This window comes from Pseudooctadecabacter jejudonensis (assembly GCF_900172275.1).
In the GTDB taxonomy this organism is placed as follows: Bacteria; Pseudomonadota; Alphaproteobacteria; order Rhodobacterales; family Rhodobacteraceae; genus Octadecabacter; species Octadecabacter jejudonensis.
The window spans coordinates 24,812-49,610 of sequence record NZ_FWFT01000006.1; the positions used below are offsets into that span (position 1 = coordinate 24,812).

Annotated in this window: 31 protein-coding genes; 26 read left to right on the plus strand and 5 right to left on the minus strand. The window is 59.4% G+C overall.

Annotation, left to right across the window (positions count from 1 at the left end; translation table 11 throughout):
* Nucleotides 1-31: 31 nt before the first annotated feature.
* The 4 genes from PSJ8397_RS14955 to glmU are packed head-to-tail and all read right to left on the minus strand — an operon-like array spanning nt 32 to nt 4,593.
* Nucleotides 32-676: a nucleoside/nucleotide kinase family protein gene (locus tag PSJ8397_RS14955; protein ID WP_085865444.1), complete on the minus strand. Its 645-nt coding sequence runs from the start codon at nt 674-676 to the stop codon at nt 32-34.
* Nucleotides 677-731: 55 nt separating this feature from the next.
* Complete coding sequence (locus PSJ8397_RS14960) at nt 732-1,418, minus strand: DNA alkylation repair protein (RefSeq protein WP_085865445.1); 687 nt, start codon at nt 1,416-1,418, stop codon at nt 732-734.
* Nucleotides 1,415-3,232 (minus strand): glutamine--fructose-6-phosphate transaminase (isomerizing), encoded by a 1,818-nt coding sequence (gene glmS / locus PSJ8397_RS14965; protein ID WP_085865446.1) that lies wholly within the window; start codon nt 3,230-3,232, stop codon nt 1,415-1,417. Before glmS ends, PSJ8397_RS14960 begins: the two co-directional genes overlap by 4 nt.
* Nucleotides 3,232-4,593 (minus strand): bifunctional UDP-N-acetylglucosamine diphosphorylase/glucosamine-1-phosphate N-acetyltransferase GlmU, encoded by a 1,362-nt coding sequence (gene glmU / locus PSJ8397_RS14970; protein ID WP_085865447.1) that lies wholly within the window; start codon nt 4,591-4,593, stop codon nt 3,232-3,234. The genes glmS and glmU overlap by 1 nt, the downstream gene beginning before the upstream one ends.
* Nucleotides 4,594-4,711: 118 nt before the next feature.
* On the opposite strand from glmU, the gene PSJ8397_RS14975 reads away from it, so the two are divergent.
* The 7 genes from PSJ8397_RS14975 (at nt 4,712) to PSJ8397_RS15005 (ending at nt 9,060) form a co-directional block, all read left to right on the plus strand.
* A complete protein-coding gene (locus PSJ8397_RS14975) occupies nt 4,712-5,374 on the plus strand; it encodes an HAD-IA family hydrolase (protein ID WP_085865448.1) in 663 nt (220 codons plus the stop codon).
* 47 nt (nt 5,375-5,421) lie between these two features.
* Nucleotides 5,422-6,612 carry a DegT/DnrJ/EryC1/StrS family aminotransferase gene (locus tag PSJ8397_RS14980; RefSeq protein WP_085865449.1) on the plus strand — a complete coding sequence of 397 codons (1,191 nt, stop codon included), beginning with the start codon at nt 5,422-5,424 and terminating at the stop codon, nt 6,610-6,612.
* Between the two features lie 179 nt (nt 6,613-6,791).
* Nucleotides 6,792-7,043 carry a hypothetical protein gene (locus PSJ8397_RS14985; protein WP_085865450.1) on the plus strand — a complete coding sequence of 84 codons (252 nt, stop codon included), beginning with the start codon at nt 6,792-6,794 and terminating at the stop codon, nt 7,041-7,043.
* Nucleotides 7,040-7,561: a lysozyme inhibitor LprI family protein gene (locus PSJ8397_RS14990; RefSeq protein ID WP_235000794.1), complete on the plus strand. Its 522-nt coding sequence runs from the start codon at nt 7,040-7,042 to the stop codon at nt 7,559-7,561. The genes PSJ8397_RS14985 and PSJ8397_RS14990 overlap by 4 nt, the downstream gene beginning before the upstream one ends.
* A gap of 84 nt (nt 7,562-7,645) precedes the next feature.
* Entirely contained in the window at nt 7,646-8,194 is a 549-nt protein-coding gene (locus tag PSJ8397_RS14995; RefSeq protein WP_085865451.1) for a hypothetical protein, read from the plus strand.
* Nucleotides 8,184-8,588, plus strand: a complete 405-nt coding sequence (locus tag PSJ8397_RS15000) for an ASCH domain-containing protein (RefSeq protein WP_085865452.1) — start codon at nt 8,184-8,186, stop codon at nt 8,586-8,588. The genes PSJ8397_RS14995 and PSJ8397_RS15000 overlap by 11 nt, the downstream gene beginning before the upstream one ends.
* A gap of 106 nt (nt 8,589-8,694) precedes the next feature.
* Nucleotides 8,695-9,060 (plus strand): NADH-quinone oxidoreductase subunit A, encoded by a 366-nt coding sequence (locus PSJ8397_RS15005; RefSeq protein ID WP_085865453.1) that lies wholly within the window; start codon nt 8,695-8,697, stop codon nt 9,058-9,060.
* A 230-nt stretch (nt 9,061-9,290) separates the two neighbouring features.
* On the opposite strand, the gene PSJ8397_RS15010 is transcribed toward PSJ8397_RS15005, so the two are convergent.
* Nucleotides 9,291-10,643: a GGDEF domain-containing protein gene (locus PSJ8397_RS15010; RefSeq protein WP_085865454.1), complete on the minus strand. Its 1,353-nt coding sequence runs from the start codon at nt 10,641-10,643 to the stop codon at nt 9,291-9,293.
* Nucleotides 10,644-10,850: 207 nt separating this feature from the next.
* Here PSJ8397_RS15010 and PSJ8397_RS15015 point away from each other — a divergent pair, with 207 nt between their 5' ends.
* The 19 genes from PSJ8397_RS15015 to nuoK all read left to right on the plus strand — a co-directional run bounded on the left by PSJ8397_RS15015 (nt 10,851) and on the right by nuoK (nt 24,799).
* Nucleotides 10,851-11,384, plus strand: coding sequence for a NuoB/complex I 20 kDa subunit family protein (locus PSJ8397_RS15015; protein WP_085865455.1), 534 nt, complete (start codon nt 10,851-10,853; stop codon nt 11,382-11,384).
* A gap of 5 nt (nt 11,385-11,389) precedes the next feature.
* Nucleotides 11,390-12,001 carry an NADH-quinone oxidoreductase subunit C gene (locus tag PSJ8397_RS15020; RefSeq protein WP_085865456.1) on the plus strand — a complete coding sequence of 204 codons (612 nt, stop codon included), beginning with the start codon at nt 11,390-11,392 and terminating at the stop codon, nt 11,999-12,001.
* Entirely contained in the window at nt 12,001-13,215 is a 1,215-nt protein-coding gene (locus PSJ8397_RS15025) for an NADH-quinone oxidoreductase subunit D (RefSeq protein ID WP_085865629.1), read from the plus strand. Before PSJ8397_RS15020 ends, PSJ8397_RS15025 begins: the two co-directional genes overlap by 1 nt.
* A 119-nt stretch (nt 13,216-13,334) precedes the next feature.
* Nucleotides 13,335-13,592, plus strand: coding sequence for a hypothetical protein (locus tag PSJ8397_RS15030; protein WP_085865457.1), 258 nt, complete (start codon nt 13,335-13,337; stop codon nt 13,590-13,592).
* A 171-nt stretch (nt 13,593-13,763) separates the two neighbouring features.
* A complete protein-coding gene (locus PSJ8397_RS15035; protein ID WP_085865458.1) occupies nt 13,764-14,948 on the plus strand; it encodes an NADH-quinone oxidoreductase subunit E in 1,185 nt (394 codons plus the stop codon).
* Nucleotides 14,949-15,119: 171 nt separating this feature from the next.
* A complete protein-coding gene (locus PSJ8397_RS15040) occupies nt 15,120-15,968 on the plus strand; it encodes a hypothetical protein (protein WP_085865459.1) in 849 nt (282 codons plus the stop codon).
* Between the two features lie 85 nt (nt 15,969-16,053).
* On the plus strand, nt 16,054-16,272 hold the full coding sequence (locus tag PSJ8397_RS15045) for a DUF5337 family protein (RefSeq protein WP_085865460.1): 219 nt from the start codon (nt 16,054-16,056) through the stop codon (nt 16,270-16,272).
* Nucleotides 16,273-16,326: 54 nt separating this feature from the next.
* On the plus strand, nt 16,327-17,604 hold the full coding sequence (nuoF, locus tag PSJ8397_RS15050; RefSeq protein ID WP_085865461.1) for an NADH-quinone oxidoreductase subunit NuoF: 1,278 nt from the start codon (nt 16,327-16,329) through the stop codon (nt 17,602-17,604).
* A 61-nt stretch (nt 17,605-17,665) separates the two neighbouring features.
* A complete protein-coding gene (locus tag PSJ8397_RS15055) occupies nt 17,666-17,896 on the plus strand; it encodes a hypothetical protein (RefSeq protein WP_085865462.1) in 231 nt (76 codons plus the stop codon).
* Between the two features lie 80 nt (nt 17,897-17,976).
* Entirely contained in the window at nt 17,977-18,249 is a 273-nt protein-coding gene (locus PSJ8397_RS15060; protein ID WP_085865463.1) for a hypothetical protein, read from the plus strand.
* Nucleotides 18,249-18,713: a DUF3291 domain-containing protein gene (locus tag PSJ8397_RS15065; RefSeq protein ID WP_085865464.1), complete on the plus strand. Its 465-nt coding sequence runs from the start codon at nt 18,249-18,251 to the stop codon at nt 18,711-18,713. The genes PSJ8397_RS15060 and PSJ8397_RS15065 overlap by 1 nt, the downstream gene beginning before the upstream one ends.
* A 113-nt stretch (nt 18,714-18,826) precedes the next feature.
* Nucleotides 18,827-19,249 (plus strand): DUF5333 domain-containing protein, encoded by a 423-nt coding sequence (locus PSJ8397_RS15070; RefSeq protein WP_085865465.1) that lies wholly within the window; start codon nt 18,827-18,829, stop codon nt 19,247-19,249.
* A 190-nt stretch (nt 19,250-19,439) separates the two neighbouring features.
* Complete coding sequence (nuoG, locus tag PSJ8397_RS15075) at nt 19,440-21,467, plus strand: NADH-quinone oxidoreductase subunit NuoG (RefSeq protein ID WP_085865466.1); 2,028 nt, start codon at nt 19,440-19,442, stop codon at nt 21,465-21,467.
* 6 nt (nt 21,468-21,473) lie between these two features.
* Complete coding sequence (locus PSJ8397_RS15080; protein ID WP_085865467.1) at nt 21,474-21,848, plus strand: hypothetical protein; 375 nt, start codon at nt 21,474-21,476, stop codon at nt 21,846-21,848.
* Between the two features lie 23 nt (nt 21,849-21,871).
* Nucleotides 21,872-22,912 carry an NADH-quinone oxidoreductase subunit NuoH gene (gene nuoH / locus PSJ8397_RS15085; protein WP_085865468.1) on the plus strand — a complete coding sequence of 347 codons (1,041 nt, stop codon included), beginning with the start codon at nt 21,872-21,874 and terminating at the stop codon, nt 22,910-22,912.
* A 1-nt stretch (nt 22,913) separates the two neighbouring features.
* Nucleotides 22,914-23,408: an NADH-quinone oxidoreductase subunit NuoI gene (gene nuoI, locus PSJ8397_RS15090; RefSeq protein ID WP_085865469.1), complete on the plus strand. Its 495-nt coding sequence runs from the start codon at nt 22,914-22,916 to the stop codon at nt 23,406-23,408.
* A complete protein-coding gene (locus PSJ8397_RS15095) occupies nt 23,405-23,815 on the plus strand; it encodes a carboxymuconolactone decarboxylase family protein (protein WP_085865470.1) in 411 nt (136 codons plus the stop codon). The genes nuoI and PSJ8397_RS15095 overlap by 4 nt, the downstream gene beginning before the upstream one ends.
* Complete coding sequence (locus tag PSJ8397_RS15100; protein WP_085865471.1) at nt 23,812-24,417, plus strand: NADH-quinone oxidoreductase subunit J; 606 nt, start codon at nt 23,812-23,814, stop codon at nt 24,415-24,417. The genes PSJ8397_RS15095 and PSJ8397_RS15100 overlap by 4 nt, the downstream gene beginning before the upstream one ends.
* A gap of 73 nt (nt 24,418-24,490) precedes the next feature.
* A complete protein-coding gene (gene nuoK / locus PSJ8397_RS15105) occupies nt 24,491-24,799 on the plus strand; it encodes an NADH-quinone oxidoreductase subunit NuoK (protein ID WP_085865472.1) in 309 nt (102 codons plus the stop codon).

Sequence of the window (24,799 nt, forward strand, 5' to 3'; positions counted from 1 at the left end):
GGCAGGTGCAAAATCAAAGACGCCCCACGCGCTAAAGCGTCGCGCCATCCACCCCAAGGGTCAGCGTCGCCGGCAGCGCCTTTTCCATCACGGCCTGTGCGTTCGGAACATCGTTGCTTTCCGCGCGCCGTTTCGCCGCGGCTGAGCTGAACCCGTGGTGCAGCCAGCGTTGGATCAGCCGCGCGCGCAACTCGGGCAGGGGGACATGAAGTTGGACAGACAAGCTCCATAGGGGCGCAAGGTTGAACCAGGGCGCCTCATCAAACAGCAGGTAATTGCCTTCAACCACAACCACCTCAGCCTCCGCCGGAACGACGCGCGCGCCCGCCACGGCCAGATCCCGCGCGCGGTCAAACACAGGCACCACCACGTCGGCGCGTTCTTTCAGACGGCGCACAAGATGCACAAACCCCGCCCCGTCAAAGGTGTGTGGCGCGCCTTTGCGGGCCAGATCTCCACGGGCTTCAAGCACTTGATTGTCCAAGTGAAATCCGTCCTGCGGGACAATGACAGTCTGACATTTCTGCGCGTTCAACCGACGCGCCAATTCCTCCGCAAGGGTCGATTTCCCGCTTGCCGGAGGGCCAGAAATCGCCACGATCACACGCCCCGGCGCATCCCGCAGCGGGGTTATGCGATCGGACAGCAGATTAACTTGGCGTGTCAGGTCCAACATGGGGCTCACCTCTTTTTCGTCTTCATCGCATCGCGCGGTGCGCCTGTGCAAGACGTTAAGACCGCGGCGGCAATTTCCGGCTCGCGTCTTTGCGGGCAAAGGGTTTCATCGAATCGCCATGGGCGTCCAGAAAGGCCCAAACACGGTCGGGGTCACGGCGCCCTAAATCCCGCAGCCACCACGACACAGCCTTCTGGATAAACCACTGCGGGTCCGTCACATAGCCCGCAGCCCAGCCCAAAATACGCTCTCGGGCGTCAACCTCGTCTGGCTTGGGGTGCTTCTGCTTCGTCCAGGGCAGTGTCATGACCAAAGCGGCGCGTTTGGTCCACAGATGATCCGATGTTGTCCAGGTCTCGACCTCGTCCAGCCGCGCAGGGTCCGCGATCAGCCGCCGGGATCCCGCGCTGCAGGCGTGATCGGCCACCGCCCAGCCCTCAAACGTGGGCACCCAAGACGCGATCAGCGCCCAAGCCGCGTCGTCGGGGCGCATGCGCGCCTGCACCAACAACTTGGCCGCCGCGATCCGCGCCTCATGCACGTTGCTGTTCCACAGACCTTGGGCCAAGGCCACGCGATCCTCGACCGAAGCATCCTCGCGCCAGCGGGCCACGCACTCGTAGACATCAGGGTTTGAGATCCCGAAGAATAGACAATCGACCTTGTGATAGGCCGCCATTTCGCCCGCCTTGTAGGTGTCTCCAAGGGCGGCCAGTTCGTCCAATGCAGCGTCCGGTGTCATTCTACCGTCACCGATTTGGCCAGATTGCGCGGCTGGTCGACGTCTGTCCCCTTGGCGACAGCGGTGTGATAGGCCAACAGCTGCGCGGGAATGGCATACAGGATCGGCGCCACAAACGGGTCAATCTCGGGCATCAGAATGGTGTCCCACACCCCGGGTCCAGCTTCTTTTGCGCCTTGGGCGTCGGTGATCAACAACACCCGCCCGCCGCGGGCCATGACCTCTTGCATGTTGGAAATCGTCTTGTCGAACAGGGCGTCGCGGGGGGCCATCACGATCACGGGCACATGTTCATCGACCAGCGCGATGGGGCCGTGTTTCAGCTCACCCGATGCATAAGCTTCGGCGTGGATGTAGCTGATTTCTTTCAGCTTTAACGCGCCTTCATGGGCCAGCGCATACATGGGGCCACGGCCCAAAAATAGAATGTCTCTTGCCTCCGCCAACTTGCGAGACACGGCGTTGCTCTGCTCCCCCAGGGCCAGCGCCTGGCTCATCATCGCGGGGACAGATTTGATCGCGTCGAGGGCTCGTGCCACGCCGTCCGCGTCCAATTCGCCACGGTCCTGTGCCGCTTTGACCGCCAATATCGCCAGCACGGTCAGCTGACAGGTGAACGCCTTGGTTGAGGCCACGCCAATCTCGCGTCCGGCCAAAATCGGCAATGGAAGGTCACTTTCGCGCGCGATGGAGCTTTCGGGGACATTGACCACCGACACGATCTTGTCGGCCTTGCCCTCGCAGTACCGCAGCGCAGCAAGGGTGTCCGCCGTCTCCCCCGACTGGCTGACAAAAAGCGCCGCAGTGCCTTTTGCGATGGGCGGCTCACGGTAACGGAACTCGGACGCCACATCGATCTCAACGGGCAGGCGGGCGATCTGTTCGAACCAGTATTTTGCTGTCAAACAGGCGTAAAAGGCCGTGCCACAGGCCACCATCGTCAGCCGGTCGATCTGTGTGAAATCGAGGCCCGGATCGGGCAGCTCAATCCGTCCGTCCTTGATGTAATAGCCCAGCGCATTGGTCAAAACGGTCGGCTGTTCTGCGATTTCCTTGGCCATGTAATGTTTGTGGCCGCCCTTATCGACAGAGGTCGTATCTATCTGAATTGTCCGGATTTCACGGTTGGCAAGCGCGCCTTGGGCATCGCGGATTTCGACGCTGGTGCGGGTCAGAACGGCCCAATCGCCTTCTTCCAGATACGTGATCTTGTCGGTCATCGGCGCCAGCGCAATGGCGTCTGACCCCACGAACATCTCGCCCTCACCATGCCCAATCGCAAGCGGCGATCCCTTACGGGCGGCGATCATCAGGTCGTCTTCGCCCTGAAACAGAAAACACAGCGCATAGGCCCCTTCAAGACGCGCGATCACCGCCTCTGCGGCGTCGACAGGCGTCATCCCGTCGTCCAGAAAACTCTGCGTCAGCAACGCAACGGTTTCGGTGTCCGTGTCGGTTTCATAGCCGATGCCTTTGGCGGCCAAGTCCTCGCGCAACTCCCGAAAATTCTCGACGATGCCGTTGTGCACGACAGCCACGCGGGCTGTCGCATGGGGGTGGGCGTTTTTGACGTTGGGCTCCCCATGGGTGGCCCAGCGCGTGTGTCCGATGCCCGATTTGCCTGCCAGCGGGTCATGCACCAGAAGGTCCTGCAAATTCACCAGTTTGCCGACGGCCCGCCGCCGGTCCAGCGCCCCGTCATTGACCGTCGCAATGCCCGCACTGTCATAGCCGCGATACTCAAGCCGTTTGAGGCTTTCGACCAGCAACGGGGCCACCTGATTGTTGCCAAGGACACCTACAATTCCACACATTACTTGCTCTCCTTGGCCTGTGCGGCCTTCTTTTTCTTTAACTTTTCGAACATCCGCCGTGCAAACCCTGGTTTGTTGTCCTGACGCGCCCGCGCCACGGCCATATCGCCCTCAGGCACGTCCCGTGTCACCACCGTTCCGGTCGCTGTCATGCTTTCATCGCCCAAGGTGACGGGGGCCACCAGCATGGTGTTGGACCCGATGAACACATCCTGTCCAATCGTCGTGCGATGTTTGAACACGCCGTCGTAGTTGCAGGTGATCGTGCCCGCACCGATATTTGTGCGCGCGCCCACATGGGCGTCCCCGATATAACTCAGGTGGTTGACCTTGGCGCCTTCATCAATCACCGCGTTCTTCACCTCGACGAAATTGCCGATTTTCGTGTCCTCGGCCAGCTCCGCCCCCGGACGCAGCCGCGCATAGGGGCCCACAACGGCCCCGCGCGACACATGGCAGCCCTCAAGATGGCTGAACGCGCGAATGCGCGCGCCGTTTTCAACGGTCACACCGGGGCCAAACACCACATGCGGTTCCACCACCGTATCGGGCCCAATATGCGTGTCATGGGCGAAATAGACGCTGTCCGACATCTGCAACGTGACGCCGTCCGCGACCATCTCCGCCCGTTTGGCCGCCTGAAACAGCGCGTCGGCGCGGGCCAGTTCAACTTTGGAATTCACGCCCAAGGTCTCTGCCTCATTGCAGCGCACAACGCCTGCGGATTTGCCTGCCGCGCGGGCCAAAGCCACGATGTCAGTCAAATAATATTCGCCAGAGGCATTTTCGTTGCCCACTTGCGCGACCAAGTCCATCAACAGCGCCGCATCGGCGGCAATGACACCGGAATTGCACAACGGTATAGCGCGTTGTGCGTCGGTTGCGTCTTTGAACTCGACGATCTCGGTCAACGCACCGTCCGCATCTTCGATCAGCCGTCCATAGCGCGCGGTGACGTCCGCGACCTCAAAGCCCAGCACAACCACATCATGGCTGGCCCGCGCTGCCACCATCGCCTCCAACGTTTCGGGGCGGATAAAGGGCGTGTCGCCGTACAAAACAAGGGCGTCCCCCTCAAACCCAGCCAAGGCCTCACGCGCCTGTGCCACCGCGTGGCCGGTGCCCAATTGTTCGGTCTGCAAGACAACTTCGGCGTCCGCATCCCAGCCCTGCGCGGCCTTGGCCACCGCCTCCGCCCCGTGGCCTGCGACAACGATCGTGCGCGCGGGATCAACTGCGGCGCCTGCCTTCATCGCATGCACCAACATGGGCGCGCCGGCGACCTCATGCAGGACTTTGGGCAGGTCCGACTGCATCCGCGTGCCTTTGCCTGCGGCCAAAATGATCAATGCGACTGACATAGCTGCCCTATCTTGTTGTTTTTGTCTTCATACGCGCCACATGGCGTAACACAAGACGCGCGGCCTTCACATCCCATGTCAGCCGGTTACAAGCACCTCAAAGCAGAAAGGCCCGCCCATGCACTCCGTTATGTTTGATCTTGATGGCACTCTTGCCGACACCTCCGGCGATCTGATCGCAGCCGCCAATGCCTGTTTTCGCAAGTTGGGCTTGGGCGATCTGTTGGATCGGGCGCACGATCAGGCCACCGCGCTGCGGGGCGGACGTGCGATGCTGAAACTGGGGTTCAGTCGGGTCGATGGGTTCGGTGAGGCGGATATCGACGCCCAATATCAACCCCTGCTTGAGGCCTACGCCCAAGACATCGACACCCACACAACGCTCTATCCCGGCGCGATGGACGCGGTTGAAACGCTCAAATCGCGCGGCTATCCGGTGGGCATCTGCACCAACAAACCCGAAGGCCTGGCCGAAACCCTGATGACACGCCTTGGCGTGCGCGCGGCGTTCGGGTCTTTGGTGGGGGCGGACACGCTGGCGGTCAGAAAGCCCGACCCCGAACATCTGTTTGAGGCCGCGCGTCGCGCCGGTGGCACGCCCGCCCAAACCTGCCTGATCGGCGATACCCTCACGGACCGCAAAACAGCGCAAAACGCAAATGTGCCAAGCGTTCTGGTCACATTCGGGCCGGCAGGCGGCGACATGGCCGCGCTGAAACCGGACGCCTTGCTGGACAATTACGCGGATCTTCCAGATCTTGTGGATCGCCTTTTTAGCTGATCGAAATTGTCATTGACGGGGCAGGGGGCGCCGCTCAAAATCCCGCAATGACAGAGATTTTCACAGGCCAGTTCACGCAACAAGAACCGATCCCGCAAGCGGGGATCGACGCTGCCATGGCCGTTCTGACCCATGGCCGTTTGCATCGCTACAACACCGTTGGCGACGAAATCGCCGAAGCCGCGCTGCTTGAGGAAGACTTCGCCGCCCAGACCGGTGCGACATACTGCTTGGCCGTGGCCTCGGGCGGGTATGCCATGACAACGGCGCTGCGCGCCTGTGGCGTAGGGCACGGCGACACAGTGCTCACGAACGCCTTTACCCTGGCCCCCGTGCCAGGGGCCATCGCCGCCGTCGGGGCCACGCCGATCTTTGTGGGCGTGACCGAAAACCTGTTGATTGATCTGGATGATCTGGCGGCAAAACTGCCCCAGGCCCGCGTGTTGTTGTTGTCCCACATGCGCGGCCACATCTGCGACATGGACGCGCTGATGGCCCTGTGCGATCGCGCAGGCGTCACAGTGATCGAGGATTGCGCCCACACCATGGGCGCCCATTGGAATGGCACGCCATCGGGGCGCTGGGGCAAATTTGGATGCTATTCGACCCAGACCTATAAACACGTCAATTCTGGCGAAGGTGGGCTGTTGATTGGCGACGACGCGCAGGCGATGGCCCGCGCCATCATGCTGTCGGGCAGCTACATGCTGTTTGAACGACACCGCGCAGCACCGCCCCCCGAAACCTTCGCCCAAATCAAATACGAAACGCCCAACATTTCGGGACGGATGGACAACCTGCGCGCGGCCATTCTGCGCCCCCAACTGGCGGACCTTCCGCGCCAATGTGACCGTTGGAACGCGCTTTACCGTGTGATGGAAGATGGATTGCGGGGCACCCGTGGCCTGTCACTGACACATCGCCCCGAAGCGGAGGGGTTTGTTGCCTCATCCTTCCAGTTCCTCTTGCTGGATTGGCCCCCTGATGCGGTGCAGGACGTGATCAAGGGCTGCGCGGCCCGCGGGGTTGAACTGAAGTGGTTTGGCGGGGCAGAACCCAGCGGGTTCACCTCTCGCTACGACAGTTGGCGCTATACGTCGTCAGACCCGTTGCCCCAAAGCGATCGCATTCTGGCGGGCATCATCGACATGCGCCTGCCGTTGACCTTTACGCCAGGGGATTGCGCCCAAATTGCCCGCATTATCCGCGCCGAGGTTGAGGCCCGCGCCCCCGTCTAGCCAAAGCCCGCGCGCAGTTTGGGGGCAGACCCAGCAAAGGACGTCTGGGGTGTGCAAGCCGCGCGAAAAATCGCCTGAATCCCTCCGTTTGACCCTGCCAAGCCCAAGGTTTGTAGATTCTGTTAGGAGAAGCGGGCGTTTTACCTTAGCGTAAGCCCTAGCACTTTAAGGGAACCACAATGAGCCCGCTGGCCGCAGCATACGATAACATCCGCCTGATCCGCAGGAAGGTGGATATCGCCCAAGGTGAACTCGAGGGTTTGCCAATCGGGTCGCGTCGGGACGACGGTATCGTTCGTGTCGCGAAACTGGCCGAAGAACTGGTGCGTGCGGTTCAGGATTTCGCTGACATGGGCTACGAAGAAGAAGTTCTGCGGTTGCTCGAAGATCACAGCGATTTTTCCCAGTCCAAGGCGGGTGGAATGCATTGATCGCGCGCGCTGTTGCCGCGATGTTGGTGCTTGTGTCGCCCGTGCATGCGGACCCCCAGCCAGCCGTGGCAGACCTGATGCACTATGCCAGTGATTTGCCCAATTGTCTGTCGGCGGCACCTGATCCGCAGACAGCCGCCGCCTGTGTCGGGGCGGCCTCCACCGCGTGTATGGAGACCGAAGACGACGGATTTTCGACCGTTGGCATGATGTTTTGCACCCTTGCCGAATATCACGCATGGGACGCCGAACTGAACGCGGCATACCAAGCGGCCCGTGCCGACATGGCGCAGCTCGACGCCCAAGAGCAAGAGCTGTTCGCGGAATTCGCAACCCGAGCGGACAGCCTGCGCACCGCACAACGGGCGTGGATCACGTTTCGTGACGCTGAATGTGCGCTGGCCTATGCGTTGTGGGGGGCAGGATCGATGCGCCAGATCGCGGGCGCGTCCTGCCTTCTTGATATGACCGCCACGCGCACGGTCGAATTGCGGTTTCTGGGCGATGTGATGCGGTGATCTGACCCGCTTTGTGCCTGTTGGTCGACGCGGGCCAGCATCTGCCCTACATGACGTGCATCGCAGGCCATCCGGATCGCCAAAATGAGCAAAGACAAAAAACGTATGGAATTCTACGCAGGTGTGCCGTGGGTGAACGTCACCCCCCAGCAGGCCCGCGCCCATCCCAAAGGCAAACCGGGTGCGGTGCTTTGGGCGATTGCGCTGTATTTCATCGTGACGGGGTTGTGGAAATTCTATGCCGCGTGGGATTTTGGCCTCGCAGTCTGGCTGATCATTCTGTCGGGCATCTGGCCGTTTCTGGCCGGGGTCGGGCTTCTTCTTCGGGTGCCGTGGTCGATCTTTATGGCCATCGTCTCGGCTGGTTTGACGGTGTGGGCCCTGTTTCGCGGCAGTCGCGCAACGGCGGAGCTTTATAATTCGGTCGAGGCGGCCACCCAGATTGGGTTCATCCATGCCCTTTTTGGTGTGGACACTTACGGTGACGGGTTTTTCGTGATTTTGCTGGTCGAATTGCTGATCCATGTTGGCATTTTGTTTTACCTGATGGACGGCGACCGCCCGAACCTGATCTACCGCCATCGCTACCGCCAATATTCGGTTAAGGATGGGGCGCGGCCCGATGACGGGTGACGTCTGGGCGCGCTATCCTCACGCGATCCGAGGCGAATATGGCGACAGCGAAGCCTTATGTGAACATCTGGTTGATTTGATCTGTGCGGGCACCAAAACAGCGACCTGCGGCGCCCTTCGCGACTATGAGGCCGAGGGCAGCGCGATCCCGGCGCCAGGTGACATCGAAATTGTGCTGCATTGGGACGACACGCCCGCCGCGGTGGTCGAAATGACGGATGTGACGGTGCAACCCTTTCACGCCGTCACCGAAGACTTCGCCTTGGCCGAGGGGGAAAACGACAGCCACGCGGGCTGGGCCACAGGGCACCGCGCCTATTTTGAGCGCACGGGCGGCTGGTCGCCGGATTTGATGTTGGTGTGTCAGCGGTTCAAACTGATTGAAGTTTTGTAAACCGGATCTGTGGCATTGCGCCCGTTGACGCCCTGATCCGTCAAGGCTAAACGCAAAGCAGCCGCACGATCAGGGGATGTCCCCGCCAGCTTTAGGGAGCCGAACCGTGGAAGACTTTCTCAGAGAATACCTGCCAATCGTCATTTTCCTTGGCTTGGCCATCGTGTTGGGCGTGGTGTTGATCCTTGCCGCTGTGGTTTTGGCGGTGCGCAACCCTGATCCGGAAAAAGTCTCTGCCTATGAATGCGGGTTCAACGCCTTCGACGATGCGCGGATGAAGTTTGATGTGCGGTTCTATCTGGTGTCGATCCTGTTCATCATCTTCGATCTTGAGATCGCATTCCTGTTCCCTTGGGCGGTGGCTTTCGGGGATTTGTCGATGACAGGGTTCTGGTCAATGATGATTTTCCTTGCAGTTCTGACTGTCGGCTTCGCCTATGAATGGAAAAAGGGTGCGTTGGATTGGGAATGATCCCCAACCGCATCTGATCACTCGTTTGAAAGGGCCTGCACATCTGTGACGGGCCCTTTGTTTTTCTGGCCTCAGCTCAGGAGAGACTGGGGGTGTCGCCTCTCCGCCATTGGGGAATGCTTGCGAATAGGGTGATACGCCGGCGTCAATTCTGGGCGCGTTGCAGGTGCTATGGCTTTACGTGCGTGTGCTCTTGGCTCCGCGTGCGTCCAGCGCACCGGCGTGTCGCGTCATGCAACTGCGGACGGCATGCGCGCTGCTTTCAACGTGCTTTTGTGTTCATACATGCGCACATCCGCCTCACGTACAATTTCCTCCCAGGTGCTGTTGGGATGCGCAACAGAAATCCCGTGCGACAGGCTCAACCGGATGTCTTCGCCGTCATACCGAATTGGATCCAACATCTTTTGGTCGATCCGCTGAACATAGGCCTCCGCCGCGGATGTCGCATTTTCGTCAAACACCACTGCAAGAAATTCATCTCCCCCCACGCGGGCTACCAGATCGCCCCTGCGTGTTGACTGGACCAGCCGCTTGCCGACCATCGTCAAGGCAACATCACCGGCTGCGTGCCCAAACTTATCGTTGAGAGGTTTGAAGGAATTGAGGTCAAAATAAATCACCGCAGCATGGCCCAGCCGGATTGCGTCCATCACGTCCGGGTCAGACAGCCGGCGTTCCAACCCATTGCGGTTCATCAGCCCTGTCATGCTGTCGGTGCGCGCCAGTGTCATCTGCTTCACAATCGCCGAGGTCTGGCGGGCGGCCGTCCGTCCGACAAAGAAACTTGCGGCAAAGATAATCAGGGACAGCAGCAGCAAAACAGGCTTTGCCGCATCAAACAACACATCGCCCGGTCGGGGCGCAATCCAAGAAACATAGGCAATTGCACGATCGCTGATATCAAGAAGGGGGGTTCTGATTGTGCCCGGCCGCCGAACCGAATTCCAGTATTCCACCTGCAGGCCGTCCACCCCAATCGCCTCTCCGATTTTGATGATATCTTGTTCAGTGAACCAACGTGCCCCGATAAGGACGGGGGCCAGTTCACGTTCCGTTGCAGCCGGATCCATGGCCTGAATGCGTCCCGCGCTCATCATGGCAAGGCGGTCTTCAGACATCACAAACCCTGAAACGGTCGTGTAAGGCTCAATCGGGGTGGTTCGCACGGCGGCGCGGGCGACGTTCACCAGTTCGTAGTTGGTATAAAATTCCCCAACCACCCGTTCTCCGCTTTCAAACGCGTAAATGGGCGTCCCCAGCGAATCGAGGATATAGACGAAATCGAAGGGGCCCCGTTCAGACGCTGTGCTGCCGATATTGGCGGCCACCGCCTGATCATCGCGCAGACTGGCCCAATCAGCGGCCGCATCCCAAAAGCCGATAAACCGAACAACCGCGGACAAATCTGTCGAAACGGTTTCAAGTTTGCTTTGCATCAGGGCGCGCGATTGGTTCTGCGCCATATTGTTCGCCACTGTGGTCAACCAAACGACAGCCCCCCAAAGGGCAGCAATCGCCACAAAGGACGTCAGGACATCCATCAGGATAATCCAGCGCGCATCGTTCCGCTTCAGTTTCATTGTCCGACCTTCAGCAACATGTCTGGCCGATTAACGGCTCAGTCTTTACAAATGTTAAAGGCGCGCATGAAATGGGGAAAAATGGTCGCATAAGGGCCCAGCGACCATGCCTGCGCTTGACCTCATGGGTCCCACGCCGTAACCCGTCAGTCAGCTAGGGAACGTGCACCACAACCGCACATACATCACAGGACGGAGCCGCCAATCATGGGCATCGCGACTGGGGCGAACATCGCCGACGCAGACAAAGACTTCGCAACACAAGAGCTGAACCGTGAGTTGACGGACAAGGGTTTCCTTGTGACCTCCTCTGCGGATCTGATCAACTGGGCGCGCACGGGATCGCTGCACTGGATGACCTTTGGTCTGGCCTGTTGCGCGGTTGAGATGATGCACACGTCCATGCCGCGCTATGACGCCGAACGCTTCGGGATCGCGCCGCGCGCCTCCCCACGCCAGTCCGACGTGATGATCGTGGCCGGCACGCTGACCAACAAGATGGCGCCCGCGCTGCGCAAGGTCTACGACCAGATGCCAGAGCCACGGTATGTCATTTCGATGGGGTCGTGTGCCAACGGCGGTGGCTACTATCACTACAGCTATTCGGTTGTGCGCGGCTGTGACCGCATCGTGCCCGTGGACATCTACGTGCCCGGCTGCCCCCCAACGGCAGAGGCGCTGCTTTACGGCATCCTGCAACTGCAACGCAAAATGCGCCGCACCGGCACCATCGTGAGGTAGACCAGATGTCGCAAGCAATGAACGAACTTGGCCAGCACATCGAACTCAAACGTCCCGATTGCGTCCTGTCATGGGACGTCACAGGCGGAGAGCTGACGGTCAACGTCGCACCGGCCAACCTTGTGGGGTTTGTCGAATTCCTCAAGGCCGACAACAGCTGTAAATTCTCGTCGCTGGTGGACATCACGGCGGTGGATTATCCGGGCCGCGCCCAGCGGTTTGATGTGATTTATCACTTCCTCAGCATGTATCAAAACCACCGCATTCGCCTGCGGGTAAAGGCGCGTGAGGATGAGATGGTGCAGTCCATCATGGACGTGCACCCTTCCGCCAATTGGTTCGAACGCGAGGTCTTCGACATGTTCGGGATCATCTTCAAAGGCCACCCCGACCTGCGCCGCATCCTCACCGATTACGGCTTTCGCGGCTATCCGCTGCGCAAGGATTTCCCGACAACCGGCTACACCGAGGTCCGATACGACGAAGTGCAAAAGCGCGTCGTCTATGAGCCCGTAAAGCTGACCCAAGAATACCGCCAGTTCGACTTTATGTCGCCGTGGGAAGGGGCAGATTACATCCTGCCCGGGGATGACAAAGCCAAAGAGGACGCGAAATGATGGACGGCACGAAAAACTTCGACGACGCCCTCACAGGCGAACAGCAGATCCGCAATTTCAACATCAACTTCGGCCCGCAGCACCCTGCGGCGCACGGCGTGTTGCGGCTGGTGCTGGAACTCGACGGTGAGATTGTCGAACGCTGCGACCCGCACATCGGCCTGCTGCACCGTGGCACCGAAAAACTGATGGAATCGCGCACCTATCTGCAAAACCTGCCGTATTTCGACCGTCTCGATTACGTGTCGCCCATGAACCAGGAACACGCATGGTGTCTGGCGATCGAAAAGCTGACGGGCACAGAGGTGCCTCGTCGTGCCTCCCTGATCCGTGTGCTGTACTCCGAGATTGGCCGCGTTCTGAACCACCTGATGAACATCTGCACCCAAGCGATGGACGTCGGCGCGCTCACCCCGATTTCCTGGGGCTTTGAGGAACGCGAAAAGCTAATGGTGTTCTATGAACGCGCCTGTGGTGCGCGTCTGCACGCCGCCTATTTCCGCCCCGGCGGGGTCCATCAGGACTTGCCCGATCAACTGGTCGAAGACATCGACACATGGGCGCAGGAATTCCTGCCCGTGGTCGATGACCTTGATGGCCTTCTGACTGAAAACCGCATCTTCAAACAGCGCAACGTCGACATCGGCATCGTGTCCGAAGAAGAAATTCAGGAGTGGGGCTTTAGCGGCGTCATGGTGCGCGGCTCCGGCCTCGCATGGGATCTGCGTCGTGCGCAGCCCTACGAATGCTACGACGAATTCGACTTCCAAATTCCAGTCGGCAAGAACGGCGACTGTTATGACCGCTATCTCTGCCGCATGGAAGAAATGCGCCAGTCCACGTCGATCATCCGTCAGGCCTGCGAAAAGCTGCGCCATGAAAAGGGCGACGTGATGGCGCGGGGCAAGATGACTCCGCCGACCCGTGGTGAGATGAAAACCTCGATGGAGGCGCTGATCCACCACTTCAAACTCTACACCGAAGGGTTCCACGTGCCCGCGGGTGAAGTCTATGCCTGCGTCGAAGCGCCCAAAGGCGAATTCGGCGTCTTCCTTGTGGCCGATGGCACCAACAAACCCTACCGCGCCAAACTGCGCGCGCCGGGGTATCTGCACCTGCAGGCGATGGACCACGTGGCGACCAAACACCAGCTGGCCGACGTCGCTGCGATCATCGGCTCCCTCGATGTTGTGTTCGGGGAGATTGACCGATGATCACGATGGTCGGCGCCTTTCCCGCCCTTCTTCTGGCCTCCGGTCTTGGTGTTCAGGCGCTGCCAATGGGGATGTTCATCACCCTCACCGGTCTTGCCGCAGCAGGGGGGATGTAGCCCATGCGCATCTGTCTTTCCCTCATCGCGCTGATCGCCGCGCCTGCCTTTGCGCAAACCGCGGATGAGGTCGCCGCCATGACCGCCGCCATCGAAGAGGCCGGCTGCTTTGTGACCGCCGACAACGGCGACGAGGTGCAACAGGCCTCTGGCCTTGATGCGGATCAGACCGTGGCCGTGATCACCAAGATGTACGGCGACGGCATGGTGGCGCTGACCGAAGACGGCAACATGAAACTGACGAGTGAGGCCTGCCCTTAACCTTTCGTGCCGCAAGCGTCTGCCAGCCAAGGTGCCATACGTTTGCCATACGCGAGCCATACGCAAACCATACGCCCCAAATGACGGGGAGATGGACAGACAAGACATTAACTTTCGGGCCCGACACCTCGTCCGGCCCGATCTGCCAGACCGACGACAGGATCAAGATCCATGCTACGACGCCTTCACCTTGAACAGCCTGACAGCTTTGCGTTTACCCCTGAAAATCAGGCGTGGGCGGAAAAACAGCTCACGAAATATCCCGAGGGCCGTGAGGCATCGGCGATCATTCCATTGCTGTGGCGCGCGCAGGAACAAGAAGGCTGGCTGACACGCCCCGCCATCGAAACCGTGGCCAGCATGTTGAACCTGGCCTACATGCGCGCACTTGAGGTGGCGTCGTTCTACTTCATGTTCCAGCTCCAGCCCGTGGGCTCAGTGGCGCATATTCAGGTCTGTGGCACCACGTCGTGCATGATCTGCGGGGCCGAAGATCTGGTCGCTGTCTGTCAGGAAAAGATCGCCCAAAACCCACATGAGCTGTCCTCGGATGGCAAGTTTTCGTGGGAAGAGGTTGAGTGTCTGGGCTCTTGCGCCAATGCGCCCATGGCCCAAATCGGCAAGGATTATTACGAAGATCTGACCGCCGTCCGTATGGGTGAAATCATCGACGAATTAGCCGCAGGGCAGGTGCCCACACCTGGTCCACAAAATGGCCGTTACGCGTCCGAACCCCTCAAGGGTCTGACAACGTTGACAGAATTTGACGCAGGCAAGCATCAGTACAATGCATCCGTGCAGCTGGCCTCCGACATCGGCGACACCGTAAAACGGATCGATGGCACCGAAGTGCCGCTGCTGGCCCCATGGGGGCAGGCTGCGCCGACAACAAACGCCCCCGTGCAGGTGACAGGCGCACCTGCCAACCAGCAAAAGCCGGTTGCCAAACGTCCTGCCGTCAAAAAGGCCGTTGGCGACAAGACACCGGGCGCGACACCGTCCAAAAACAAACCTGCCAGCAAAGACGGCATCACCAAGCAAGAGGCGAATGCCGACAGTGCCGCGAAACCTCGCGGTAAGTCGAACCCGCCCGCCTCCGCCTCCGCCTCCGCTGAAAAGAAGCCGCGCACCCTGTCCGCGCCGCGCAAAGCGGGCGCCGATGACCTGAAACGGATCAGCGGCGTGGGCCCGAAACTTGAGGGTGTGCTGAACGAATTGGGCTTCTGGCATTTCGATCAAATCGCCAAATGGACCGATGCAGAGGTCGCTTGGGTCGACAGCCGGTTGAAGTTCAAAGGCCGGATCGAACGCGACAACTGGATTGATCAAGCGGCGAAACTTGCCGCAGAAGGCTAAGTTTCTGCCCAAAACTGCGCTATTTCGGCGTCAAACGGTGTCCAAATGCTAAAATTGGGCGCCGTTTTGCATTTCTCCCCCTTATCAAACTCAAAGCGGCTGTTAAGGTCTGCGTAATTCTGCCGCAGGCGAAAGCCTTGCGTTGGGGGGAAACGAAAAAGGGAAAAGATTATGAAAGATACAGCACCCAAGGGCCTTGGCGTTTTGGTGGTTGCCGCGTTGTTCGGTTTGATTGCCGCAGCCGTGTCCTACTTGGTTTTGGATTTTGCAGCCTTTGCGTCCTTGTTGATTGGCGCGATCGTGGCCATCATCACAGCGATTGTGCTGTGGTTGGGATGGCGTGAACCGGCCGCTGGCCCGACGGGGCCGCGTGATTTGTCACCAAATGCGGACGCGAATGCTGCAGCATCGGGTGGTGCGTCCGCATCCGCCTCAGCACCCACCGCCGCTGCGTCGGCTGCACCGGCTTCGGCTGCCACTGCAGCGACAGCTGCGCCTGCCGCGGCATCAACGTCGTCAGCCACAGCGGCACCGGCTGCTGCTTCGGCGGCGTCGGGATCTGCGGCTGCAGCTCCGGCTGCTGCTGCTCCCGCTCCTGCGGCGGCTAAACCTGCCGCGAAACCAAAGGCAAAGCCGGCTGCCAGCGCAAAAGCAAAACCAGCCGCATCGAAAGCGTCGTCAAAATCGGCAAGCGCTCCGAAGGCCGCTGCGGCTGCAAAACCTGCGCGCGCGCCCGTGGCCGCCGACGGCAAGCCAGAAACGCTGACCGGCCCGCGCGCTGGATCGACGGCGGATGATCTGAAATTGCTCAAGGGTGTGGGGCCTGGCCTCGAAAAGACACTGAACGATTTGGGCTTTTACCATTTCGACCAGATCGCCGCCTGGCGCAAAAAGGAAGTGGCCTGGGTCGACAGCCGTCTGAAATTCAAAGGCCGCATCGAACGCGACGAATGGATTAAGCAGGCCAAGATCTTGGCGAAGGGCGGCGAGACAGAGTTCTCGAAGCGCAGCAAGAAATAACCCCCCCCCGTCAGGGGAACGAAAAGGCCCGCCGCACAGCGCGCGGGCCTTTTCTTTTGGAGCAAGGGCAGGCAAAAGATCGAACATGAGCAACAAATCCGATGAGACGACAGCCCGTCAGGGGCGTATGGCCGCACTGGTGATTGCTGCTGGCGGTCTACTGGCCATTTTTGCGCCGCAACTGTCACGGATGTTCGGGGGCGGGGTGCGCCTTGAAATGCTCTTCTATCTGATATCCTTGGCTGCGTTCATTTGGTCACTGGTCGTGACTTGGAACCTGTGGCAAAAGGGCCGAGACAAATGACCTGCCGTGCCTTGTGTGTGCCAACCACGGGGCCAAAGATTAAGGGAACACGCGATGCTTGCTGATCAGGACCGCATTTTTACGAACCTTTACGGGATGCATGACCGAACGCTGGCGGGCGCCAAAAAGCGCGGCCACTGGGACGGTACAGCCAAGATTATCAAGAATGGACGCGATTGGATCGTGGACCAGATGAAAGCCTCCGGCCTGCGTGGGCGCGGGGGGGCGGGCTTTCCGACCGGTTTGAAATGGTCGTTTATGCCCAAGGAATCGGATGGACGTCCTGCCTATCTGGTGGTGAATGCCGACGAATCTGAGCCCGGGACCTGCAAAGACCGCGAAATCATGCGCCACGATCCCCACACGTTGATCGAAGGCTGCCTGATCGCCAGCTTCGCGATGAACGCGAACGCCTGCTACATCTACATTCGTGGTGAATACATCCGCGAAAAAGAGGCGCTGCAGGCGGCCATTGATGAGGCTTATGACGCCGGTCTGGTGGGCAAAAACGCGGCCAAATCCGGATGGGATTTCGACATCTACCTGCACCACGGGGCAGGGGCCTACATCTGCGGTGAAGAAACCGCATTGATCGAGTCCCTTGAGGGCAAAAAGGGTATGCCGCGCATGAAGCCGCCCTTTCCGGCGGGCGCGGGCCTCTATGGCTGCCCGACGACGGTGAACAACGTCGAATCCATCGCCGTTGTCCCGACCATTCTGCGTCGTGGACCGGAATGGTTCTCGAGCTTTGGGCGGCCGAACAATGCGGGCACAAAGCTGTTTGCGATCTCGGGCCATGTGAACAACCCGTGTGTCGTCGAAGAGGCGATGTCGATTTCCTTTGAGGAGTTGATCGACAAACATTGCGGCGGGATCCGCGGCGGATGGGACAACCTGAAGGCCGTGATCCCTGGCGGGTCGTCCGTTCCTTGTGTGCGCGGTGAAAACATGCGCGATGCGATCATGGATTTTGATGCGTTGAAGGAAAAGGGATCGTCCTTGGGCACGGCTGCTGTCATCGTCATGGACCAGTCCACTGACATCATCAAAGCCATCTGGCGTCTGTCGAAGTTCTACAAACACGAAAGCTGTGGCCAGTGTACGCCCTGCCGCGAAGGCACAGGCTGGATGATGCGCGTCATGGACCGTCTGGTCAAAGGCAACGCGACCGTTGAGGAAATCGACATGTTGCTAGATGTGACCAAACAAGTCGAAGGCCACACGATTTGTGCGTTGGGGGATGCCGCAGCCTGGCCGATCCAGGGTTTGATCAAGAATTTCCGCGACGAGATCGAAGATCGAATCAAAACCGCGCGTATCGCTGCGGAGTAACAAAATTCCGGAATTTTGTTGCGTGTCTAAAATTCTAGAATTTTAGAGCAGGGAGGCGCAGATGAGACAGGTTTTAGACGGGGTTGCATCCTTTTTTGCGGCCCTCGCCACAGCCCTGATCTGCGGTCTGCCCTGTTATTTCACCTACCGCGCTATTGAGGCAGGTGCCGCCCCCACATGGGCATGGGGCGCCATTGCGGCCCTTGCCGGGGTCGGGCTGTTGATGACGGTCGCTTTCCTTGGCAAAGCCGTCAAAGGCATCGCCCCATCGCGGGACCGCCGCCGCCGCTAGACGGCACATGGAAAATTGGGCGGTGTGGACAGGGTGTGCCCCCCTCGGTACGGTTGAAAAAAATCGGGAGAGGCGCGGGCATGGACTTTGATGATTTATTCGGTCCCACGGGGACAGAGGGCACACGATGGACCCGTATCCTGACCGGCGCGGTGTCTGCGGTGCTGGGCGGGGGATTGGGTGTGTTTGCTGCATCGGTCCTGCAGGAAACCGCCCTCACGTGGGGCGTGATGGGCGCCCTTGTGGGCGGTTTTTTTGGTGCCGTGTTTTCTTTTTGGGTCCTTTTGGGGCTGTTGGCGGTGTTGGTCGCGGGGCTTTATGTTGGATGGACCGTCTATTTCGGGGGCACGTGATGCATCTGGCAGAACTCAACATTGGTCGGCTTTTGGCCCCCACGGATGATCCCAAGGTCGCAGACTTTATGGACAACCTTGATCGGATCAATGGCATGGGCAAACGGATGCCCGGCTTTGTCTGGATGTCCGAAGGTTCGGGAGAGCCGGGGACAGGCAACACAGAAAACAACATCGGCGACGACCCTCAGTTGGTGTTCAATCTGACGGTTTGGGAAGACCTGAAGTCGTTGGAATCATTCGTTTACAAGACGTTGCACGCCAAGTTCATGGACCGCAAAGCAGAGTGGTTTGAAGCGTTGGATCAACGGCATTTCGTCATGTGGTGGATCCCCGAGGGCCACCGTCCGTCGCGGGATGAGGCTTTGGCGAAACTGGATCAGCTGCGCACCTTGGGGCCCACACCCGACGCCTTCGATTGGGACTTTATGCGTGCAGGCCACGCCCCAGATCCCACCGCCTGAAATCTGCCGACATAACATGGCTTCGCAGGCCTGCTATTGAATAGCAGGCGCCCTTTGCGCACATCTGTCCCAACAGCGCGGCAAAAGGTGCGCGTTACTATTGGAGTGAGCAGATGATTTTTTCCGTCCCCGCCCATGCGGCACAGACCCTGCGCGGCGTCGCCCTTGGGCTGGTTGTTTTGGCCAGCCCCGTCCAGGCGCAATCCTTTCCTGGTGATGTGGAACGTGTCACCGAAGGTCTGATCGCCGCCGGTATGGCGATTGAGTTGGGCGACAAATGTGATGACGTCAGCGTGCGCTATCTGCGTGGCATCAATTTCCTGCAAAGCCTGAAGCGCGCGTTGCAGGACGAAGGCTTCAGCAATGCCGAAATCGACGCCTATATCGACAATGATGAGGAAAAAGACCGCCTGGAGGCGATAGCCCGAGGCCGTCTGGCAGATCTTGGCGTGATCGAGGGCAATGAGGCCAGCCATTGCACGGTCGCCAATGCGCAAATCGCACAAGACACCCAAGTGGGCCGATTGCTCCGCTAATCTGACAAAAACAATCAGAATTTAGGGCGGCGCAAGGGGAACACCCCTGCGCCGCCCGCGTCGATTTTCCACGGCCAAAAAATGGCTTTCGTGCTGGCATTGCCCACCATCCCACGTTAGAAGGCGCCCATCTGCGGCCCGCGCCACGGGACCGCCCAGAAAGAGCCACACGGGAACAGGGATAGCGCCCATGTCAGACGCACCGGCGGATCTGCGCAAGATCATCATCGACGACAATGAAGTTGAAGTTCCGGGCGCGATGACGCTCATCCAGGCCTGCGAAGAGGCCGGGATCGAAATTCCTCGGTTCTGTTACCATGAACGGCTGTCCATCGCAGGCAATTGCCGCATGTGTCTGGTTGAGGTTGTGGGCGGCCCGCCCAAGCCTGCGGCCTCTTGTGCGATGCAGGTGCGTGACTTGCGCCCTGGCCCCGAAGGCCAGCCCCCTGTGGTGAAAACCAATTCCCCCATGGTCAAAAAAGCCCGCGAGGGCGTCATGGAATTCCTGCTGATCAACCACCCGCTGGATTGCCCGATCTGCGATCAGGGCGGCGAATGTGACTTGCAGGATCAGGCGATGGCCTACGGCGTCGATTTCTCGCGTTACCGCGAACCAAAGCGCGCGGCGACGGATCTGGATCTTGGCCCGCTGGTTGAAACCCATATGACGCGCTGCATTTCCTGCACCCGGTGTGTCCGGTTCACGACCGAAGTCGCGGGCATTTCCCAGATGGGTCAGACGGGCCGTGGGGAAGACAGCGAGATCACCAGCTATCTGGGCGAAACCCTCGATTCGAATATGCAGGGCAACATCATTGATCTGTGCCCCGTCGGCGCGCTGGTGTCCAAACCCTACGCCTTCACCGCCCGTCCGTGGGAGCTGACGAAGACTGAATCCATCGACGTGATGGATGCGCTGGGGTCCAACATTCGCGTGGACACCAAGGGCCGCGAAGTCATGCGCTTTTTGCCGCGCAACCACGACGGCGTGAATGAGGAATGGATCTCCGACAAGACGCGCTTTGTCTGGGATGGCCTGCGCCGTCAGCGTCTGGACACGCCCTATATCCGTGAAAACGGCAAGCTACGCAAAGCGGGTTGGGACGAAGCCCTGACCGCCGCTGCTGCTGCCATGAAGGGTAAGAAAACCGTTGGTTTGGTCGGTGATCTGGCGTCAACCGAGGCGGCGTTTTCCCTCAAAAACCTGATCGAAGGCACGGGCGGTGTCGTCGAATGTCGTGTGGACAATGCCAAACTGCCGAGCGGTAACCGCTCTGGCTATGTGGGCACGGCGACGGTCGAAGACATCGATGATGCCCAGATGATCCTGCTGATCGGCACCAACCCCGAATTGGAAGCGCCGGTTCTGAACGCCCGAATCCGCAAGGCCTGGCTGGCCGGGGCGAAAGTTGCTGTCGTTGGGCAGGCGATCGACGTCTCTTACGACTATACGCATCTTGGTGATGACCGCGCAGCCCTTGAGGCGCTGTCGAAAATGGACCATTCCGACAAAGACGGCGTGCGCGGTGTCATGATTGTGGGCCAAGGCGCCCTGACCGAGGCAGATGGCGATGCGGTTCTGGGGCTGGCGATGCAGACGGCTGAGGCTGGGTCGTCCAAGTTCATGGTTCTGCACACTGCGGCGGGCCGCGTGGGTGCGATGGACGTGGATGCCACCAACGCGGCTGGCATGAAAGCGGTCGAGACGGCGGAGGTTGTCTACAACCTTGGCGCGGATGAGATCGAAATCGCCGAGGGGCCATTCGTGATTTACCAAGGCAGCCACGGGGATCGTGGGGCGCACCGCGCCGACATCATCCTGCCCTCTGCCGCGTATACCGAAGAAAACGGCCTGTTCGTGAACACCGAAGGCCGCCCACAGCTGGCCATGCGCGCAAGCTTCGCACCCGGTGAGGCCAAGGAAAACTGGGCGATCCTACGGGCATTGTCTGCTGAACTTGACGCGCAACAGCCCTGGGACAGCCTGGCTGGGTTGCGTCAAGCCATGGTCGCCGCCCATCCGCATCTGGCCAAGATTGATGAGGTTGCCGAAAACGCCTGGCAGCCTGTGTCGACGGGCACTCTGGGCAAGGCCAGCTTCCGCACGGCGATCAAGGATTTCTATCTGTCCAACCCGATTGCACGTGCCAGCCAGCTGATGGCCGAACTGAGCGCCAACGCCAAAAAGCGCGCGGAAGCGCCCATCGCGGCGGAGTAACGGAGAATGCGCCTGCCCCTCATAGCACTCACGGCACTTGCCGCCTGTGAGGCCGCCCCCGTGGCGGAGGGCGCGGCGCGATACGACGGCATTGAAACCCGTCTGCTGGACGGGGATCTGGTCAACTTCCGTGTGAAGATGGCCAATGTTGCCGACGAAGAGGAGGTCGCGGACTACGCGGCCTGTGCGGCTGCACAATATGCGTTGATCCGTGGATACGGATTTGCGCGCAATGTGCGGACGATTGTGAACGAAGAGGGTGGCATTTGGACGGGGGATGCTGTTTACACCATCTCGCCTGCCTTGCCACGTGGGCTAAGAACGATAGACGCGGAAGTGACGGTGGCGGATTGTGCCGCCCGTGACATTCCAACCGTCTAAGCCGAAGGGCTGAGGGAACAGATATGGTTGAATTTTTCACCAACACCAATCTTGGGATTGTGCTGACGATCCTTGGGCAATGCCTGCTGATCTTGATCCCGCTCTTGGTCGCCTTGGCATTCTTGATGTATGCCGACCGGAAGGTCTGGGCGGCGGTGCAGATGCGCAAGGGCCCCAACGTGGTCGGCGCCTTTGGCCTGCTGCAATCCTTTGCGGATTTCATCAAATACATCGTCAAGGAAGTCGTTGTGCCTGCGGGTGCCGACAAGGGCGTTTTCTTCCTCGCCCCACTTATTTCCTTTGTTTTGGCGGTCATCGCCTGGGCGGTGATCCCGTTCAACGAAGGCTGGGTGATGTCCGACATCAACGTGGCCATCCTCTATGTCTTCGCGGTTTCCTCCCTTGAGGTCTATGGCGTGATCATGGGCGGCTGGGCGTCGAACTCCAAATACCCCTTTCTGGGCTCGCTGCGGTCTGCCGCGCAGATGATTTCTTATGAAGTCTCGCTGGGCCTCATCATCATCGGTGTGATCATCTCTACAGGGTCGATGAACTTTGGCGATATCGTGGCCGCGCAAGATGGCGATTACGGTATGCTGCACTGGTACTTCATCCCGCACTTTCCGATGTTGTTCTTGTTCTTCATCAGCGCATTGGCGGAAACCAACCGTCCGCCGTTTGACTTGCCGGAGGCTGAATCCGAACTGGTTGCCGGCTATCAGGTTGAATATTCGTCCACGCCGTTCCTGTTGTTCATGATTGGCGAGTTGATGGCCGTGGTGCTGATGTGTGCGCTGGTGTCGCTGTTGTTCCTGGGCGGCTGGCTGTCGCCGGTGGGCTTCCTGCCTGACGGGATCGGCTGGTTCATTCTGAAGATGGTGCTCTGTTTCTTCATCTTCGCCATGGTCAAAGCCATCGTACCCCGTTTCCGCTACGACCAGCTGATGCGCATCGGTTGGAAAGTGTTCCTGCCACTGTCCTTGTTCTGGGTCGTGCTGGTGGCATTCCTTGCAAAATTCGAAGTCGCTGGCGGCTTCTGGGCCCGCTGGGCGATTGGAGGCTGATATGACGCAGATCGACTACACCCGCGCGGCGAAGTATTTCCTGCTGCAAGACATCTTCAAAGGCTTCAAGCTGGGATTCAAATACTTCTTCAGCCCCAAGGCCACGGTGAACTACCCCCATGAAAAGGGGCCGCTTAGCCCGCGATTCCGCGGCGAACATGCTCTGCGCCGTTATCCAAATGGTGAAGAACGCTGCATCGCATGCAAATTGTGTGAGGCTGTGTGCCCCGCCCAAGCGATCACCATCGACGCCGAACCGCGCGATGACGGCTCCCGCCGCACCACGCGCTATGACATCGACATGACGAAATGCATTTACTGCGGGTTCTGCCAAGAGGCCTGCCCCGTGGATGCCATCGTCGAAGGCCCCAACTTTGAATTCTCCACCGAGACGCGGGAAGAGCTGTTCTACGACAAGGAAAAACTCCTCGACAACGGCGACCGTTGGGAAGCCGAAATCGCCCGCAACCTTGAGATTGACGCACCCTACCGATGAGCGACCAAGGCACCCCATTTGACGCCTGGATGAAGGCCGGTCAGGACTGGGCGAAAAGCCTCAGCCCAGAGTTTGCTGACGTCATGGCGAAATCCATGAAGGGGGTTGAGGATTTGATGCCAACGATGCCCAAGGACGTGATGGACACATTCATGGGCAAGGGGATCAACGCCGAAGGTCTGGACGCGAAAACAAGGCTGTTGCTGACGTTGCAAGGGCTGGTAATTCAGGGCGCCGTGGCGGAGCCGCAGATCAAGTTGACAGTGCGCCACGCCATAGAAGCGGGCGCCACGCAGATTGAAATAACAGAAACCATCGCACTGGCCGGCATGTTCGGCGGGGCGGCGGGAATGCCTAAGGCGCTAGAGCTGGCGGGCGAAGTCTTCAAGAAGGACACCGACACATGACACCAACAGTCATCGCATTTTATGCCTTTGCCGTGACAACCATCAGCGGCGGGCTGATGACCGTCATCAGCCGCAACCCCGTGCATTCGGTCTTGTGGCTGATCCTTGCGTTCCTGTCCTCGGCAGGTCTGTTTGTGATGCTGGGTGCGGAACTTTTGGCGATGTTGCTGATGATCGTCTACGTCGGCGCCGTTGCGGTGTTGTTCCTGTTTGTTGTGATGATGCTTGACGTCGACTTTGCCGAGTTGAAGGCCGAAATGGCGAAATACATGCCGTTGGCGTTGTTGATCGGCGTTGTTTTGTTGATGCAGCTGGCGTTGGCCTTTGGGGTTTGGGGCTTCTCTGAAGGGGTCGACACGCGCATCGCGCAGCCCATTGGCGACGTGGAGAACACGAAGGCGCTGGGGCTGGTTCTGTATGATCAGTACTTCCTGCTGTTCCAACTGGCTGGCCTGATCCTGTTGGTGGCAATGATTGGCGCGATTGTACTGACCCTGCGCCACCGCTCAGACGTGAAACGCCAGAACGTGGTGGCCCAGATGATGCGCGATCCTGCGGCGGCGATGGAATTGAAAGACGTGAAACCGGGGCAGGGGCTGTGATGCCAAATTTTCAAGGAAAATTTGCTGACAAACTCTCGTTGAGAGTTTGGACCCGGCAAGAAGGAACGAAGCTATGACAATCGGACTTGAACATTATCTCACAGTGGCCGCGGCCCTGTTTGTGATCGGCATCTTCGGGCTGTTCCTGAACCGCAAGAACGTCATCATTCTGCTGATGAGCATCGAATTGATGCTTTTGGCGGTGAACATCAATCTGGTCGCGTTTTCCAGCTTCCTTGGCGATCTCGTCGGGCAGGTTTTCACCCTGTTTGTGCTGACAGTCGCCGCCGCCGAGGCCGCGATTGGCCTTGCGATCCTTGTTTGCTTCTTCCGCAACCGCGGTACGATCGACGTTGAAGATGTCAACGTCATGAAAGGCTAA